The organism is Ureibacillus sp. FSL K6-3587 (assembly GCF_038593165.1).
Taxonomy (GTDB): domain Bacteria; phylum Bacillota; class Bacilli; order Bacillales_A; family Planococcaceae; genus Ureibacillus; species Ureibacillus suwonensis.
This window is the reverse complement of record NZ_CP151969.1, coordinates 1,090,488-1,107,392: the sequence shown is the minus strand read 5'-3', so window position 1 is coordinate 1,107,392 and position 16,905 is coordinate 1,090,488. Positions and strand designations below refer to the sequence as shown.

At 45.0% G+C, this 16,905-nt stretch carries 15 protein-coding genes and 3 rRNA genes; all 18 read left to right on the top strand.

Features of this window, described 5'->3' with window-relative positions; all coding sequences use genetic code 11:
- Positions 1–38 precede the first annotated feature (38 nt).
- The 18 genes from dnaX (at position 39) to rsmI (ending at position 16,867) form a co-directional block, all read left to right on the top strand.
- Complete coding sequence (gene dnaX / locus NSS77_RS05390) at positions 39–1,793, top strand: DNA polymerase III subunit gamma/tau (RefSeq protein WP_342470721.1); 1,755 nt, start codon at positions 39–41, stop codon at positions 1,791–1,793.
- Between the two features lie 48 nt (positions 1,794–1,841).
- On the top strand, positions 1,842–2,156 hold the full coding sequence (locus NSS77_RS05385) for a YbaB/EbfC family nucleoid-associated protein (protein ID WP_342470720.1): 315 nt from the start codon (positions 1,842–1,844) through the stop codon (positions 2,154–2,156).
- A gap of 13 nt (positions 2,157–2,169) precedes the next feature.
- The gene (gene recR / locus NSS77_RS05380) at positions 2,170–2,766 is read left to right on the top strand and encodes a recombination mediator RecR (protein ID WP_342470719.1); all 597 of its coding nucleotides are present in this window, start codon (positions 2,170–2,172) and stop codon (positions 2,764–2,766) included.
- Entirely contained in the window at positions 2,756–2,986 is a 231-nt protein-coding gene (locus NSS77_RS05375) for a YaaL family protein (RefSeq protein ID WP_342470718.1), read from the top strand. The genes recR and NSS77_RS05375 overlap by 11 nt, the downstream gene beginning before the upstream one ends.
- 164 nt (positions 2,987–3,150) lie before the next feature.
- Positions 3,151–3,420, top strand: coding sequence for a pro-sigmaK processing inhibitor BofA family protein (locus NSS77_RS05370; protein ID WP_342470717.1), 270 nt, complete (start codon positions 3,151–3,153; stop codon positions 3,418–3,420).
- 313 nt (positions 3,421–3,733) lie between these two features.
- Positions 3,734–5,286, top strand: a 16S ribosomal RNA gene (locus tag NSS77_RS05365).
- Positions 5,287–5,582: 296 nt separating this feature from the next.
- Positions 5,583–8,509: ribosomal RNA gene (locus NSS77_RS05360) — 23S ribosomal RNA — on the top strand.
- Between the two features lie 60 nt (positions 8,510–8,569).
- Positions 8,570–8,685 (top strand): 5S ribosomal RNA (rrf, locus tag NSS77_RS05355).
- The 16S, 23S and 5S rRNA genes sit together here, the layout of an rRNA operon.
- A gap of 787 nt (positions 8,686–9,472) precedes the next feature.
- The gene (locus tag NSS77_RS05350; RefSeq protein WP_342470716.1) at positions 9,473–10,894 is read left to right on the top strand and encodes an aminotransferase class I/II-fold pyridoxal phosphate-dependent enzyme; all 1,422 of its coding nucleotides are present in this window, start codon (positions 9,473–9,475) and stop codon (positions 10,892–10,894) included.
- Between the two features lie 37 nt (positions 10,895–10,931).
- Positions 10,932–11,564: a dTMP kinase gene (gene tmk, locus NSS77_RS05345; protein ID WP_342470715.1), complete on the top strand. Its 633-nt coding sequence runs from the start codon at positions 10,932–10,934 to the stop codon at positions 11,562–11,564.
- Positions 11,565–11,862: 298 nt separating this feature from the next.
- The gene (locus NSS77_RS05340) at positions 11,863–12,192 is read left to right on the top strand and encodes a cyclic-di-AMP receptor (RefSeq protein WP_342470714.1); all 330 of its coding nucleotides are present in this window, start codon (positions 11,863–11,865) and stop codon (positions 12,190–12,192) included.
- Between the two features lie 42 nt (positions 12,193–12,234).
- Positions 12,235–12,675: a YaaR family protein gene (locus tag NSS77_RS05335; RefSeq protein WP_342470713.1), complete on the top strand. Its 441-nt coding sequence runs from the start codon at positions 12,235–12,237 to the stop codon at positions 12,673–12,675.
- 82 nt (positions 12,676–12,757) lie between these two features.
- Positions 12,758–13,762 carry a DNA polymerase III subunit delta' gene (holB, locus tag NSS77_RS05330; RefSeq protein WP_342470712.1) on the top strand — a complete coding sequence of 335 codons (1,005 nt, stop codon included), beginning with the start codon at positions 12,758–12,760 and terminating at the stop codon, positions 13,760–13,762.
- Entirely contained in the window at positions 13,755–14,570 is an 816-nt protein-coding gene (locus NSS77_RS05325) for a stage 0 sporulation family protein (RefSeq protein WP_342470711.1), read from the top strand. The genes holB and NSS77_RS05325 overlap by 8 nt, the downstream gene beginning before the upstream one ends.
- Positions 14,571–14,594: 24 nt before the next feature.
- Complete coding sequence (gene yabA, locus NSS77_RS05320) at positions 14,595–14,942, top strand: DNA replication initiation control protein YabA (protein ID WP_342470710.1); 348 nt, start codon at positions 14,595–14,597, stop codon at positions 14,940–14,942.
- A 60-nt stretch (positions 14,943–15,002) separates the two neighbouring features.
- A complete protein-coding gene (locus tag NSS77_RS05315) occupies positions 15,003–15,752 on the top strand; it encodes a tRNA1(Val) (adenine(37)-N6)-methyltransferase (protein ID WP_342470709.1) in 750 nt (249 codons plus the stop codon).
- A complete protein-coding gene (locus NSS77_RS05310) occupies positions 15,736–16,023 on the top strand; it encodes a GIY-YIG nuclease family protein (protein ID WP_342470708.1) in 288 nt (95 codons plus the stop codon). Before NSS77_RS05315 ends, NSS77_RS05310 begins: the two co-directional genes overlap by 17 nt.
- Positions 15,995–16,867 carry a 16S rRNA (cytidine(1402)-2'-O)-methyltransferase gene (gene rsmI, locus NSS77_RS05305; protein ID WP_342470707.1) on the top strand — a complete coding sequence of 291 codons (873 nt, stop codon included), beginning with the start codon at positions 15,995–15,997 and terminating at the stop codon, positions 16,865–16,867. The genes NSS77_RS05310 and rsmI overlap by 29 nt, the downstream gene beginning before the upstream one ends.
- Positions 16,868–16,905: the final 38 nt, after the last annotated feature.

The window sequence follows — 16,905 nt, the reverse complement described above, 5'->3', positions numbered from 1 at the left end:
CTACAAGTATGTCGAGAAAGTAAAAGGAGAGGAAATCGTTGACGTATCAAGCATTTTATCGTGTTTACAGGCCGCAAAGTTTCCGCGAAATGTCCGGTCAAACCCACGTGAAAAGAACGCTCCAAAATGCTCTCCTGGCAAATAAAACAACCCATGCGTATTTGTTCTCCGGCCCCCGGGGTACAGGGAAAACAAGTACGGCCAAAATTTTTGCTAAAGCATTGAATTGTGAAAAAGCACCGACAAACGAACCGTGCAATGAATGTCCCACTTGCATCAGCATAACGGAAGGTTCGCATCCGGATGTCATTGAATTCGACGCCGCCTCCAATTCCCGCGTTGAAGAAATCCGCGACATTATTGAAAAAGTAAGGTTCGCTCCGGCAAGCGCCCGCTATAAAGTGTATATTATCGACGAAGTGCATATGCTTTCAACGAGCGCTTTTAATGCATTGTTAAAAACGTTGGAAGAACCTCCAGCCCACGCGGTGTTTATTTTGGCAACCACTGAGCCGCATAAGCTGCCGGCAACCATCATTTCCCGTTGTCAACGATTCGATTTTAAACGCCTGTCATCGAGCGATATCGTGGAACGGATGAAATTGGTGTTGGAAGATATCCAACTGCCTTATGAAGAACAGGCATTGAAAGTGATTGCGCAAGCGGCAAGCGGCGGGATGCGGGACGCTTTAAGTTTATTGGATCAAGTCGTATCCTTCAGCGGAGAAAAGTTGACGCTGGAAAATGCATTGCTCGTGAGCGGTTCCATTAGCCAGGATGTGTTTTATGATTTGGCGGCCGCTTTAAAGGATAAGGACATCGCTCATGTTCTTTCCTTATTGGAAGAGTTGATTGCGGAAGGGAAAGATCCGCTAAGGTTATCGGAAGACTTGATTACTTTTTTCCGGGATTTATTGTTGCTTCAAACAAGCGGGGATTTGGAGGAATTGCTTGAGCTGGTTACGCCCGAGGAAAAATTTGTGGAGCTGTCCCGGGAGTTTTCGGCGGATAAGCTTTATGGATATATAGATATACTTTCGAAAACCCAACAGGATATGAGATTTTCCCATCATACAAAGGTGTATTTGGAAACGGCTTTGTTGAAAATGGCCCAAATATCAAATGCCGGCACGTCTAATGCACCGCAGGCGGATCCCGCTCTGGGCAATAAAGTTGCCCAATTGGAGAAAATGATTTTTCAATTGAAAGAACAACTCGAAAATGGAGCAACGATTTCTCCTTCAAACACACCGGCAAAAGAAGAGAATCGCCAAAGAATAAAAATCACGAATGGATACAGAGTGCCTGAGGGAAGAATAAAAGAGGTATTAAAAGCGGCTACGAAAAAGGATATTATGCAAGTGAAAAATGCCTGGATGCCGGCTTTAAACCAGCTGCAAAAATCCCAATCCGCCCTTTTCGCGGAAGCGGAACCAGTTGCAGCATCTTCTAGTGCATTTGTGATAAAATTCAAGTATGATATACATTGTCAAATGGTTGCTGAAAACAGGGATCTCACTGCTGCATTTTCACAAATTCTTTTCCAACAAACCGGGAACATGTATGAAATTTTATGTATTCCGGAAAGACAATGGACCGTTTTGCGGGAAAATTTTATCCGTGAGAACGGTTTAAACTCCAAAAAAGCCCAAAATACGGAAAACAAGGTTCAGGAAAGTGCTCCGGAAGCGCCCTATATCGATGATGTGAGAGAGGCGGAATCGGAAGATCCGATTGTGAAAGAAGCGGAAAAGATGTTTGGAAAAGATTTTGTTGAGGTAGTGGATGATTGAGGAGATTCAGCATCCCTTTTAATGAATGCAATGAAGGAGGACGTTTTCATGCGTGGAATGGGAAATATGCAAAACATGATGAAAAAAGTGCAAAAAATGCAAAAAGAAATGCTTCAGGCACAGGAAGAATTAAATGCAAAACAATTTGAAGGTACTGCTGGCGGCGGCATGGTAAAGGTAATTGTAAGCGGGGAACGCAAAGTGCTTGAGGTCAACATAGATCCTTCCGTTGTGGATCCGGAAGATGTGGAAATGCTGCAAGATTTGATTGTCGTTGCAACGAATGAGGCATTAAAGAAAGTGGAAGAAGAAACTGCTGCAACAATGGGCAAATTCACTCAAGGTTTAAACCTTCCATTCTAGGGGGCAATTTTTCATGTATTATCCTGAACCAATATCAAAGCTCATTGATAGCTTTATGAAATTGCCAGGCATCGGTCCGAAAACTGCGGCTCGACTGGCATTTTTCGTTTTAACCATGAAGGAAGATGAAGTTTTATCCTTCGCCAAAGCATTAGTCGATGCAAAGAGGGATTTGACCTACTGCTCGATTTGTGGACATATTACAGATGTGGACCCTTGCCACATTTGCTCCGACCAAACTCGGGATGTATCAACGATTTGTGTTGTACAGGATCCGAAAGACGTAATCGCCATGGAAAAAATGAAAGATTACCATGGTCTGTACCACGTTTTGCATGGAGCCATCTCACCGATGGATGGCGTTGGACCGGAAGATATTAATGTGGCGTCTTTAATCAACCGATTGAAAGATGAAAGGGTAAAGGAACTTATATTGGCGACTAATCCAACGATCGAAGGAGAAGCAACAGCGATGTATATTTCACGTCTTGTGAAGCCCTCGGGAATCCGGACAACCCGTATTGCACACGGATTACCGGTGGGCGGCGATCTTGAGTATGCAGATGAAGTGACGTTATCAAAAGCTTTGGAAGGGCGGCGTGAAATATAAGGTGGGTTTATTCAGTCGTAAAGGGAAATTGAAAAAAGAATTTGATGAACAACTGATTCGTTTGATAAAAGAAACAAAAGATGATTGGAATTATGCAAAGCAGCTTGAAGAACTGACGGAAGATTATAATCTGGATGTAATCGCTCAAAGCAAAATAGCGGAAAGTCTTCATTTTTATTTGTTCAAAGAAGCACGAATCAGAAAAATAATGATTCGTTAAATATGGATCATTTTTAATTAAGGAATTTGCCAATTCATAGAGACGGTGTTAAAGGCAAGCATTTCATACATGTCAAGGCAAAAAGGAATGTTTGTTGAAAACGATACTAAGAGTAGCCGTAATAGCATATGTTTCCTATGTACTTTAATTCGGAAGGGGATTGAATGGGTACATACTTTGGTTTGGGTGCTATATGCGTGCTACTCATGATTTTACTTTTAATGGGCAAAAAAATCGGTTACGGTCTAATCATTGAAAAGCTGACGGTTTTTTGGTTCCGTCTGGCATGTTCTTTCACTTTTTTATATATTGCGCACATTACATTGGATGGATTTGATATTATCATCCCTGTAAACTTTTTTTCGGCACTCACAATCACGATTCTGGGTTTGCCAGGCGTGTTATGCATAGCGGTCTTAACTTTATTGCAATAAATCCATAAAAAATGTTGCATCTTTTTGAATAAGTTGATACAATAGATTTCCCTTCGAGATGAAAGTCGAAAAGGAAATAAAAATGTTGACAACGGAAAGTAATTTAGCTACAATATAAAAGCTCGCTAAAAAAGAGCGAAAAAATACTTGAATTAATAAAAAAATGTGATATAATTTCGTAATGTCACAACAAATTACCTGGATGAACCTTGAAAACTGAACACCGAAACGTTAATGTTATAAATTTTTCCGATTCGTTAACCCTCGTTGACGGATTGGATACGGACAAAAGTTTGAGCTAATCAAATTTTCTTTTATGGAGAGTTTGATCCTGGCTCAGGACGAACGCTGGCGGCGTGCCTAATACATGCAAGTCGAGCGGACCAATTAGAAAGCTTGCTTTTTGATTGGTTAGCGGCGGACGGGTGAGTAACACGTGGGTAACCTGCCCTATAGACCGGGATAACTCGCGGAAACGCGTGCTAATACCGGATAACACACCGAAGCGCATGCTTCGGGGTTGAAAGATGGTTCTGCTATCACTATAGGATGGGCCCGCGGCGCATTAGCTAGTTGGTGGGGTAACGGCCTACCAAGGCGACGATGCGTAGCCGACCTGAGAGGGTGATCGGCCACACTGGGACTGAGACACGGCCCAGACTCCTACGGGAGGCAGCAGTAGGGAATCTTCCACAATGGGCGAAAGCCTGATGGAGCAACGCCGCGTGAGCGAAGAAGGTCTTCGGATCGTAAAGCTCTGTTGTAAGGGAAGAACAAGCGCAGCAGTCACTGGCTGCGCCCTGACGGTACCTTACTAGAAAGCCACGGCTAACTACGTGCCAGCAGCCGCGGTAATACGTAGGTGGCAAGCGTTGTCCGGAATTATTGGGCGTAAAGCGCGCGCAGGCGGTCTCTTAAGTCTGATGTGAAAGCCCCCGGCTCAACCGGGGAGGGTCATTGGAAACTGGGAGACTTGAGTGCAGGAGAGGGAAGTGGAATTCCATGTGTAGCGGTGAAATGCGTAGAGATATGGAGGAACACCAGTGGCGAAGGCGGCTTCCTGGCCTGTAACTGACGCTGAGGCGCGAAAGCGTGGGGAGCAAACAGGATTAGATACCCTGGTAGTCCACGCCGTAAACGATGAGTGCTAGGTGTTAGGGGGTTTCCGCCCCTTAGTGCTGCAGCTAACGCATTAAGCACTCCGCCTGGGGAGTACGGTCGCAAGACTGAAACTCAAAGGAATTGACGGGGGCCCGCACAAGCGGTGGAGCATGTGGTTTAATTCGAAGCAACGCGAAGAACCTTACCAGGTCTTGACATCCCGCTGACCGCCATGGAGACATGGCCTTCCCTTCGGGGACAGCGGTGACAGGTGGTGCATGGTTGTCGTCAGCTCGTGTCGTGAGATGTTGGGTTAAGTCCCGCAACGAGCGCAACCCTTGTCCTTAGTTGCCATCATTCAGTTGGGCACTCTAAGGAGACTGCCGTACAAATACGGAGGAAGGTGGGGATGACGTCAAATCATCATGCCCCTTATGACCTGGGCTACACACGTGCTACAATGGGTGGTACAAAGGGCAGCAAACCCGCGAGGGGGAGCGAATCCCAAAAAGCCACTCTCAGTTCGGATTGCAGGCTGCAACTCGCCTGCATGAAGCCGGAATCGCTAGTAATCGCGGATCAGCATGCCGCGGTGAATACGTTCCCGGGCCTTGTACACACCGCCCGTCACACCACGAGAGTCTGTAACACCCGAAGTCGGTGAGGTAACCCTCCGGGAGCCAGCCGCCGAAGGTGGGACAGATGATTGGGGTGAAGTCGTAACAAGGTAGCCGTATCGGAAGGTGCGGCTGGATCACCTCCTTTCTAAGGATATAAACGGAAAACATTAACGTTTTGGGTTCAGTTTTGAAGGTTCATACCTTCAAACGTTGCTCCTGCGCGATGCGTATTCGAGAAGTGAAATCATTACTCGTCGCAAGCCTGCATGGAGCTGATTCGCTGACGTAAATTCAAGTTGCGAACGAAGTCAGTAGGCTTGTTCTTTGAAAACTGGATAAACGACATTGAAAGCAAGAAATTTACTGTAAAGTTCTTACGCTTTTCTGATAGAAAAGCAAACCATCAAGGGTTACGAGGCGCAAGCAAATCGTAAGCCGCAAGGTTAAGTTAGTAAGGGCGCACGGTGGATGCCTTGGCACTAGGAGCCGATGAAGGACGGGACTAACACCGATATGCTTCGGGGAGCTGTAAGTAAGCTTTGATCCGGAGATTTCCGAATGGGGCAACCCACTGCTCGTAATGGAGCAGTATCTTAACGTGAATTCATAGCGTTAAGAGGGCACACCCAGGGAACTGAAACATCTAAGTACCTGGAGGAGAAGAAAGAAACATCGATTCCCTGAGTAGCGGCGAGCGAAACGGGAACAGCCCAAACCAAGAGGCTTGCCTCTTGGGGTTGTAGGACACTCTATACGGAGTTACAAAAGGATGGGTTAGACGAACCGTTCTGGAAAGGACGGCCGTAGAAGGTAACAGCCCTGTAGTCGAAAATCCATCCTCTCCAGAGTGGATCCTGAGTACGGCGGAACACGTGAAATTCCGTCGGAATCCGGGAGGACCATCTCCCAAGGCTAAATACTCCCTAGTGACCGATAGTGAACCAGTACCGTGAGGGAAAGGTGAAAAGCACCCCGGGAGGGGAGTGAAAGAGAACCTGAAACCGTGTGCCTACAAGTAGTCAGAGCCCGTTAACGGGTGATGGCGTGCCTTTTGTAGAATGAACCGGCGAGTTACGATTACGTGCAAGGTTAAGTCGAGGAGACGGAGCCGCAGCGAAAGCGAGTCTGAATAGGGCGAAAGAGTACGTGGTCGTAGACCCGAAACCAGGTGATCTACCCATGTCCAGGGTGAAGGTGAGGTAACACTCACTGGAGGCCCGAACCCACGCACGTTGAAAAGTGCGGGGATGAGGTGTGGGTAGCGGAGAAATTCCAATCGAACTTGGAGATAGCTGGTTCTCTCCGAAATAGCTTTAGGGCTAGCCTCGCGTAACGAATACTGGAGGTAGAGCACTGTTTGGACTAGGGGCCCACCTCGGGTTACCGAATTCAGACAAACTCCGAATGCCAGCTATTTAGACGCGGGAGTCAGACTACGAGTGATAAGATCCGTGGTCAAGAGGGAAACAGCCCAGACCACCAGCTAAGGTCCCAAAGTAACCGTTAAGTGGAAAAGGATGTGGCGTTGCTTAGACAACCAGGATGTTGGCTTAGAAGCAGCCATCATTTAAAGAGTGCGTAATAGCTCACTGGTCGAGTGACGCTGCGCCGAAAATGTATCGGGGCTAAACGGTTCACCGAAGCTGTGGATTCGTGCTTCGCACGAGTGGTAGGAGAGCGTTCTAAGTGCGCAGAAGTCAGACCGGAAGGACTGGTGGAGCGCTTAGAAGTGAGAATGCCGGTATGAGTAGCGAAAGATGGGTGAGAATCCCATCCACCGAATGACTAAGGTTTCCTGAGGAAGGCTCGTCCGCTCAGGGTTAGTCGGGACCTAAGCCGAGGCCGAAAGGCGTAGGCGATGGACAACAGGTTGATATTCCTGTACCACCTCCCCGCCGTTTGAGCAATGGGGGGACGCAGGAGGATAGGGAAAGCACGCCGTTGGTCGCGCGTGTCCAAGCCGCAAGGCGGGGAAGTAGGCAAATCCGCTTCCCATAACGCCAAGCGGTGATGGGGAGCCTCTTTGGAGGCGAAGTTCCTGATTTCACACTGCCAAGAAAAGCCTCTAGCGAGGCGGGAGGTGCCCGTACCGCAAACCGACACAGGTAGTCGAGGAGAGAATCCTAAGGTGAGCGAGAGAACTCTCGTTAAGGAACTCGGCAAAATGACCCCGTAACTTCGGGAGAAGGGGTGCTCATTGGGGTGCAAGCCCCGATGAGCCGCAGTGAATAGGCCCAGGCGACTGTTTATCAAAAACACAGGTCTCTGCAAAACCGCAAGGTGACGTATAGGGGCTGACGCCTGCCCGGTGCTGGAAGGTTAAGAGGAGGAGTTAGCGCAAGCGAAGCTCCGAATTGAAGCCCCAGTAAACGGCGGCCGTAACTATAACGGTCCTAAGGTAGCGAAATTCCTTGTCGGGTAAGTTCCGACCCGCACGAAAGGCGTAACGATCTGGGCACTGTCTCAACGAGAGACTCGGTGAAATTATAGTACCTGTGAAGATGCAGGTTACCCGCGACAGGACGGAAAGACCCCGTGGAGCTTTACTGTAACCTGATATTGAATTTCGGTGCAACTTGTACAGGATAGGTAGGAGCCGTAGAAGGGGGAGCGCCAGCTTCCCTGGAGGCGCCCTTGGGATACTACCCTGGTTGTACTGAAATTCTAACCCGCAAGCCTGATCGGCTTGGGAGACAGTGTCAGGTGGACAGTTTGACTGGGGCGGTCGCCTCCCAAAAGGTAACGGAGGCGCCCAAAGGTTCCCTCAGAATGGTTGGAAATCATTCGCAGAGTGTAAAGGCATAAGGGAGCTTGACTGCGAGACCTACAAGTCGAGCAGGGTCGAAAGACGGGCTTAGTGATCCGGTGGTTCCGCATGGAAGGGCCATCGCTCAACGGATAAAAGCTACCCCGGGGATAACAGGCTTATCTCCCCCAAGAGTCCACATCGACGGGGAGGTTTGGCACCTCGATGTCGGCTCATCGCATCCTGGGGCTGTAGTCGGTCCCAAGGGTTGGGCTGTTCGCCCATTAAAGCGGTACGCGAGCTGGGTTCAGAACGTCGTGAGACAGTTCGGTCCCTATCCGTCGTGGGCGCAGGAAATTTGAGAGGAGCTGTCCTTAGTACGAGAGGACCGGGATGGACACACCGCTGGTGTACCAGTTGTCTTGCCAAAGGCACAGCTGGGTAGCTATGTGTGGACGGGATAAGTGCTGAAAGCATCTAAGCATGAAGCCCCCCTCAAGATGAGATTTCCCATTGCATAAGCAAGTAAGATCCCTCAAAGACGATGAGGTAGATAGGTCCGGGGTGGAAGCACGGTGACGTGTGGAGCTGACGGATACTAATCGATCGAGGACTTAACCAAAAGAAAAGCTTTCAATGCCGTTATCCAGTTTTGAGAGAACAACCTCTCAACTAAATTTGGTGAAGTGACGATGGCAAAGAGGTCACACCCGTTCCCATACCGAACACGGAAGTTAAGCTCTTTAGCGCCGATGGTAGTTGAGGGCTTCCCTCTGCGAGAGTAGGACGTCGCTTCGCAAGAAAGCACCACTGCAAAAGTGGTGCTTTTTAATTGCCAAAAACGCCCTTAACTACCAAAGACCGGAGGTCAGTTCGGCGCGATACAGTAGCAGGAACCAAAAAGTGAAGCGGCAAGCCGATTAGAAGCAGACGAGAAGCACGGGGACCAAGAAGATCGAGGAAGCGAGGCGGCCCGGAGCGCAAGCGTCGGGTACGTGAGCACCGGACCGCCGAAGCTGACGAGAGTAGCCGGTCAACGTGCTTCGGAGTTCGCGCCGATGGTAGTTGGGGGGATCCCCTGCGAGAGTAGGACGCCGTTAATAAAAATCACTATATTTTAGTTTTCTGCTTTTTCATTCATTTATATAAGGAAACGGAATGGAATTAAAAACGATACAAGTTATTTAGAGGTTAATTATTTATTTGCCCCCTCCTATTAAAGACCGAAAGTCTATTCATTCTTAATTTCCAGTTGGCTGGTTATCTTTCCATTCGCCTCATGCTTTCTCTTCTCGCTTCAGGTGATTTTTTGTCTTCTGCCATTTTTCTTCCCCCTAGGATAAAAGAAATTCAATAGCTTATTCATAATTTTCGTTTCCTAATTTTTCTATATTTTATGCCAAACCGTCTTTGGTCATCAAATTTTTCATCGTGCCAAAAAAAATGGCATCTTAATATTTTGACAACGGGGATACAGTGAGCTTCCCCGAATGGATGAATTCATATTCAATGAATTCATTATCAGAAGATGAGTTTTTCTTCCATTCAGACTATAATAAAAGTCAGTAGTACAGGGGGGAAGACGATGAGAATAGGACGTCCATTAGTTGAAACACTAAAGAAATTTGTAGAAAAACAGCCCACATCCTTTCATGTACCGGGCCATAAAAATGGGTTCATATCCGGACTGCCTAAAGAATTGCAAGGGGCACTCCCCTTTGATTTAACGGAATTGACGGGCCTTGATGATTTTCATCATCCGGAAGGGGCCATCTATGAAGCGGAACAGCTATTGGCCCAAACCTATGGTGCAGATCGAAGTTTCTTTTTAGTGAATGGCTCAACGGTTGGAAATTTAGCAATGATTTATGCCACGTGCAAAAGAAATGAAAAAGTGATTGTGCAAAGAAATGCGCACAAATCGATATTTCACGGCCTTCAATTGGTGGGGGCTAAACCGATCTATGTTTCGCCGGAATGGGACGGGGAAACCCGGACGGCCACCCATGTGTCGTTATCGACTTTGAAAGAGGTGTTACTGCTTCACCAAGACGTCAAAGCGGTCATTTTAACTTCCCCAACTTATTACGGAGCCGTATCGAAGGAATTGAAACAGCAAATAGCTCTATGTCATGAATTGGGGATCCCGGTGCTGGTGGATGAAGCCCACGGAGCCCATTTATCTGCGAGCAAACGATTTCCGGAATCGGCATTGGATGTCGGCGCGGATATTGTTGTCCAATCCGCCCATAAAACATTGCCGGCAATGACGATGGCTTCATTTTTACATATTAAATCGAACATTGTGGATGCGGAACGGGTGAACCGTTATTTGCGCATGTTGCAATCCAGCAGTCCATCCTATTTATTGCTCGCATCATTGGATGATGCAAGGCATTATGTTCAAACGTATTCAGAAATTGATGCAAGCTATTTCTTTGAAAAACGGAACCAATGGATTGAGGCATTGCGCTCAATCCAGCCGCTGGAAGTTATCGAAGTCGACGATCCGTTAAAAGTGCTGCTTAGGGTGCCAGGCTACACTGGTTTCCAGTTGAAAGAATCGTTGGAGAATAGTGGGATATATCCGGAAATGGCTGATGTCCATCAAGTGTTATTGATCTTGCCTCTATTGAAGCAAGGTCAAAATTTCCCTTTTGCAGAAACAAGAATCCAAATAAAAGAAGCTGTTGCTTCTTTGAAGAAAAGGGAAAAAACAAACGTATTATCAAATCCGTTGAAAGAAATCCAGAAAATCTCCATTCCCGAGTACTCTTTCGATGAATTGGCGGATATGGAGACCGAATGGATTCCTTATGTGCGAGCCATGGGCAGAGTGTCAGCGGGCATGGTGATACCATATCCACCGGGAATCCCTTTGTTTATATCCGGGGAAAAAATTACGGTGTCAAAACTGAGTCAATTGGAAGAATTGATCGCAGTAGGAGCTGCGTTCCAAGGGGAAATTCGGCTTGAAGAAAAGCTCCTTTGTGTCGTAAAGCCTTAATCGGCATGAAAAAAAACATTCATTGGAGGAACAACTTGTGGGATATTTAATCAGTTTTGAAGGTGGAGAAGGTGCAGGAAAAAGTACGGTCCTGAAACGATTAGCGGAATACTTGGTTCAACAGGGGTATGAAGTCGTTTGTACGAGAGAACCTGGAGGAATTGAAATTGCGGAACAGATTCGAAATATCATTTTGGACAAAAAGAATGTAAGGATGGATGCAAAGACAGAAGCGCTTTTGTATGCTGCTGCAAGAAGACAGCATCTTGTAGAAAAGGTTATTCCAGCATTAGAAAAAGGCAGTATCGTATTATGTGACCGATATATAGACAGCAGTTTAACATATCAAGGATATGCCAGAGGTCTTGGAATAGAAGAAATATTGACCATTAACCAATTTGCGATTGATGGTTATATGCCTCATTTGACTTTATTTTTGGATGTCTCTCCCGAGGTGGGGCTTTCAAGGATACGGAAAAACGGAGACCGGGAAGTCAATCGTCTGGATTTGGAGTCGTTGGATTTTCACCGTAAAGTGAGAGAAGGCTACTATCATCTTTTAGAAGAATTTCCTGAAAGAATCAAAAAAATTGATGCCGAGCAGGACATGGAAACGGTATTCCAACTTGTTTTGAACGAAATATTAAATTATTTAAAACGGAATCATTAATAGAAGGATTCTGCTTTATGCAGGATTCTTTTCTTTTTGTTTTGAGGGTAAACTGTAAAAAACATTCGTGCTTCTTTATAAAAGTTTTAGGGATTCCCATCTGTTACGTGTGTGGTGCATGCAAAGATATCAAGATGCAGGACAAAATCATTGTTTCATTCATAAAATAAGATAAAAAATTTCCTTTTACGAATACGAACAATCCACCATCTGAATGGCGAATTTTTTTGAAAGCAGGAAATGAAGTGAAAATGGGTAATATGATATAATAAAAATACGCAATTATAGGAGTGAGTGAATGAAATTAATCGTTGCGGTCATTCAAGACCAAGATAGCAACCGGCTGTCGAATGCTTTAATGAAGCAAAACTTTCGCGCGACTAAGTTGGCAAGTACCGGCGGATTCTTGCGCTCGGGAAATACGACATTTTTGATAGGCGTAGAAGATCAAGATGTTTCAAAGGTGCTGGATATCATTCGGGATAATTGTCGGGCAAGGGAACAAATGGTCACTCCTGTTTCACCTCTGGGAGGAAATGCGGACACCTATATTCCGTATCCGGTCGAGGTGGAAGTTGGCGGCGCAACGGTATTCGTTTTGCCGATCGAAGCATATCACCACTTTTAATAAACCGAATTTCCAAAAAGAAGTGTGTAGGGGCTGAGTAACATGAAGATTAACCAAGATATACGGGTAGGAATCAAAACAAATTTACATGAAATGAAACAACCGGCCGAAACCAACAACCGCTTCGGAGAACTGGTTTTAAGGCAGGGACAAAAATTGCAAAACGAGCAATTGACCCGGCTGCTGGGGGATATTTCTGCGGCGGGCGATCGGGTCGCAAGGTCGAGAAACCTGCGGGATTTGGCTAGGTTTAAAATGCTCGTAAAGCGTTTTTTGCAAGAAGCTGTCGAATACGGCCTTGAATTGAAACAGTCCCACACTTGGAATCGATTCGGTGAAGGCAGAAGGTTGAAAATTATTAAAACGATTGATCAACGTTTGGTTGAACTTGCTCAGGATATTTTGGACGAAGAAAAGGATACGATTGATTTGCTCGATAAAATTGGCGAAATAAAAGGCCTGCTAATTAATCTATATATGTAAAACCCGTGTCTTTCCCCTTTTGATAGACACGGGATTTTTTCTAAAAAAATAATCGTCCAGATTGGGGAAAAGGTGAAAGAACATGTTTGAAACAATAGATGAGCTTATGAAATTGCAGCCCATTGTCATGAAACAATTGCAGATGATTTTTGAAAAAGGGCGCATTGCCCATGCTTATATTTTTGAAGGGGAAAAAGGGACGGGAAAAAAAGAAGTGGCAAAATTTTTTATCAAATTGATGCTCTGTCTGAATCCGTCGAAAAATGTTCCATGTGAAACATGCAGAAATTGTAAACGTGTCGAATCCGGGAACCATCCGAACATTTTACATATAGAACCGGATGGGCAATTTATCAAAGTGGAACAAATCCGGGACTTAATTTCGAATATGACAAGGACGGGCATAGAAGAGGGAAGAAAGATATATGTCATTCATCAAGCGGATAAAATGAATATCGCCGCCAGCAATACGCTGTTGAAGTTTTTGGAGGAACCGGATGGACAAGTAACGGCCATCCTCCTGACGGAACAATATCAATCCATATTGCCGACGATTCAATCCCGCTGCCAACATATCAAGTTCTCAAGCATTCCGAAAGACTTATTGATTCAACAGTTGCAGCAACAAGGGTTAACCTTTTCCATGGCTTCCACTGTCAGCCAAGTGACGAACAGTGTGGAGAAAGGTCTTGCTTTAGCGCAGGATGAGCAGTTTGCACTGGCAAGAAAAACAGTGTTAAAATTAGTTGAGACTGTCAGAAAAAATGTAAACGAAGCCTTGTTGATTGTATACGACGAATGGCTTCCAAACCTGAAGGAAAAAAGCGATTTTGAACTCCGTCTCGATTTACTTCTGTTGGCTTATCGTGATATTGTAGCAATAAAGGCAAATCCAGAAAGTGCTTGCACTTATCCGGATATGATGGATAGATGGAAAGAAATTGCATTAACTTCAACTTTTGAGCAGTTGTCGAATCAAATGCAAGCAATATTGCAAGCAAGACAAAATGTAGGTCGCAATATGAATCGCACGCTTTTATTGGAACAGCTGATGCTGAAATTGCAGGAGGGGTATTCCTTTGTATAATGTGGTAGGAGTCCGCTTTAAACGGGCGGGTAAAATATATTACTTTGACCCTGGAGAATATCAACTTGAAAAGGACCAATATGTCATAGTTGAAACGGCTCGGGGCGTCGAGTATGGAAAAATTGTTGTTCCGATGAGACAAGTTGGTGAAAATGATGTTGTTTTGCCTTTGAAGCAAGTTTTACGGCCTGCAACTGAGCGGGATAAAATCCAAGTGGAAGAAAATAAAGCCGAAGCTAGACGGGCTTTTGATATAGCGAATGTAAAAATAGCCGAACATCAACTGAAAATGAAACTTGTGGATGTTGAATATACATTCGATCGGAATAAAGTGATTTTCTATTTTACAGCAGAGGGAAGAGTCGATTTCCGTGAACTGGTAAAAGATTTGGCCGCGATTTTCCGGACTCGTATCGAACTCCGCCAAATCGGGGTGAGAGATGAGGCAAAACTTCTCGGAGGTATTGGTCCTTGCGGAAGAATGCTATGCTGTTCAACATTTCTGGGGGATTTTGATCCGGTCTCCATCAAAATGGCAAAAGATCAAAATCTATCACTAAATCCTACAAAAATATCTGGATTATGTGGTCGCCTAATGTGCTGCTTGAAATATGAAAATGATGATTATGAAACAGCGAAAGATGGAATGCCTGATATTGGCGAGACAACAATCACTCCTGATGGCTTTGGAACGGTTGTTGGAATCAATGTGCTGGAAAGAGTCGTCCAAGTCTATTTAGAAGAACTGGAACGCACGGCTGAATATACGCTGGAGGAAATACTTGAGTGCGAAAAGAATCTGATATAGATTAATACTAATGGGGTGGCTTGGTTGAGGGACCGAAATTTTTTAGATGCTATAATGGAATTTGAACAGCAACTAGAAACACTACAACAGCAGTTTCATGAAATAAAAAAATCTGTTGCGCACATGGTGGAAGAATATCAGTCACTTCAAATAGAAAATTATCATCTGAGAAGACGATTAGATGAATTGACAAAAGCAGCAGAAACTTCTGAACATGGTGAAAAGAAAAGCCATTTGGATATTGGGGAAGGCTATGATAATTTGGCCCGGCTGTATCAAGAAGGATTTCACGTATGCAATGTGCACTTTGGAAGCTCCCGAAAAGGGGAGGACTGCTTGTTTTGTCTTTCGTTTTTTAATAAAAATGCTTAAATCAAGGCTGATACCCGAAAATGGGTACAGTCTTTTATTTTCATGAGGAGGAGTGTAGGATTGGAAAATTGGTTAAAGGGCGACGAACGGCTGGATTATTTATTGGCGGAAAATTTGCGCATCATTCAAAGTCCTTCCGTTTTCTCCTTTTCATTGGATGCCGTTTTATTGGCCAAATTTGCGAGCATTCCCATTTCAAAGGGACAAATTGTTGATTTATGTTCAGGAAACGGTGTGATTCCCTTGTTTTTAAGCACTCGAACGAAGGCAAAAATCATTGGGGTGGAAATTCAGGAACGGTTGTATGATATGGCTGTAAGAAGCATTCAATATAACGGATTGGAAGAGCAGATTCAAATGATTCACGGCGATGTAAAGGAAATCCCTCCGATCTTGGGGATTGAGAAATACGATACGGTTACATGCAACCCGCCTTACTTTTTGGATATTGAAACAAGCGATAAAAACTTGAATGAGCATTATACAATCGCCCGCCATGAAGTGTTGCTCACATTGGATGAAGCCATTCATGCGGCCAGCAGATTGCTGAAACAGGGCGGAAAGGCAGCCTTTGTACATAGACCGGGAAGGCTTCTTGATATCATAACTTCCATGAGGAACCATCGATTGGAACCGAAACGCATCCGCCTAATTTACCCGAAAATGGGAAAAGAGGCGAATATGTTGTTGATCGAAGGAATCAAGGATGGCAAGCCGGATTTAAAAATTATGCCCCCGTTGTATGTATATGATGATGATAATAAGTATACAGCTGAAATGAGAGAATTGTTATATGGAGAAAAAGGATAGACATTATTTTTATGTGCTGGAATGTGCCGACTCGTCTTTTTATGCGGGATATACAAATGATTTGGAGCGGAGAGTGAATCAGCACAATGCGGGAAAAGGGGCGAAATACACACGATCGAAGCGCCCGGTAAAATGCATCTATTATGAAACCTACGATACAAAGGAAGAAGCGATGAGGGCGGAGTATGCCTTCAAACAATTAAAACGCAGTGAAAAAATGAAATATATCGGGAGAGAAAATAATGAAATCTCAAAAAAGCAGCTTACATGAACAAAGCGGTTGTCTATATTTGGTGGCCACACCCATCGGCAATTTGGAAGACATCACTTTGAGGGCATTACGAATTTTAAAAGAAGTGGATATTATTGCAGCAGAAGATACGAGAAACACAAAAAAACTGTTGTCTTATTACGACATTTCCACCCCTTTAGTCAGCTACCATGAACATAATCAGGAACAGGCTGGCGAAAAAATATTGCAATGGTTGGGGGAAGGGAAAACGGTCGCTTTAGTCAGTGATGCGGGGATGCCATGCATTTCGGATCCGGGTGCTGACATTGTCCGAAAAGCGGTTGAAGCAGATTTTGCAGTCGTTCCGATACCAGGGGCCAATGCGGCATTGACGGCTTTGATCGCCTCCGGTTTGTCTCCGCAGCCATTTTACTTTTTCGGCTTTTTGCATCGCAGCAGTAAAGAAAGAAAAAAACAGTTGTCCCTTTTAAAAAATCGGAAAGAAACGCTGATCTTTTACGAAGCGCCCCACCGGCTGCAAGATACATTAAAAGATATGGAGGTTGTGTTGGGCAATCGGAACATTGTGCTTGCGAGAGAATTGACAAAAAAATTTGAAGAATTTTTGAGAGGAACGGTAGAGGAGGCCGTCCAATGGACAAAAGACAATGAAGTAAGAGGAGAGTTTTGCATTATCATCGAAGGGTCGCAAGATGGGGAAGAAAGTGAAGACGAAGCCCCTTATTGGTCAAACATGACCATCAAAGAACATGTGGAGTTATTGATGAAAGAAAAACAACTCACTTCAAAAGAAGCGATAAAAGAAGTGGCCAAATTAAGAGGGATTCCAAAAAGGGAAGTTTATCAAGAATATCATTTATAAAAAAAGAAGGCTGTCTAATGTTCCAGACAGCCGAAATT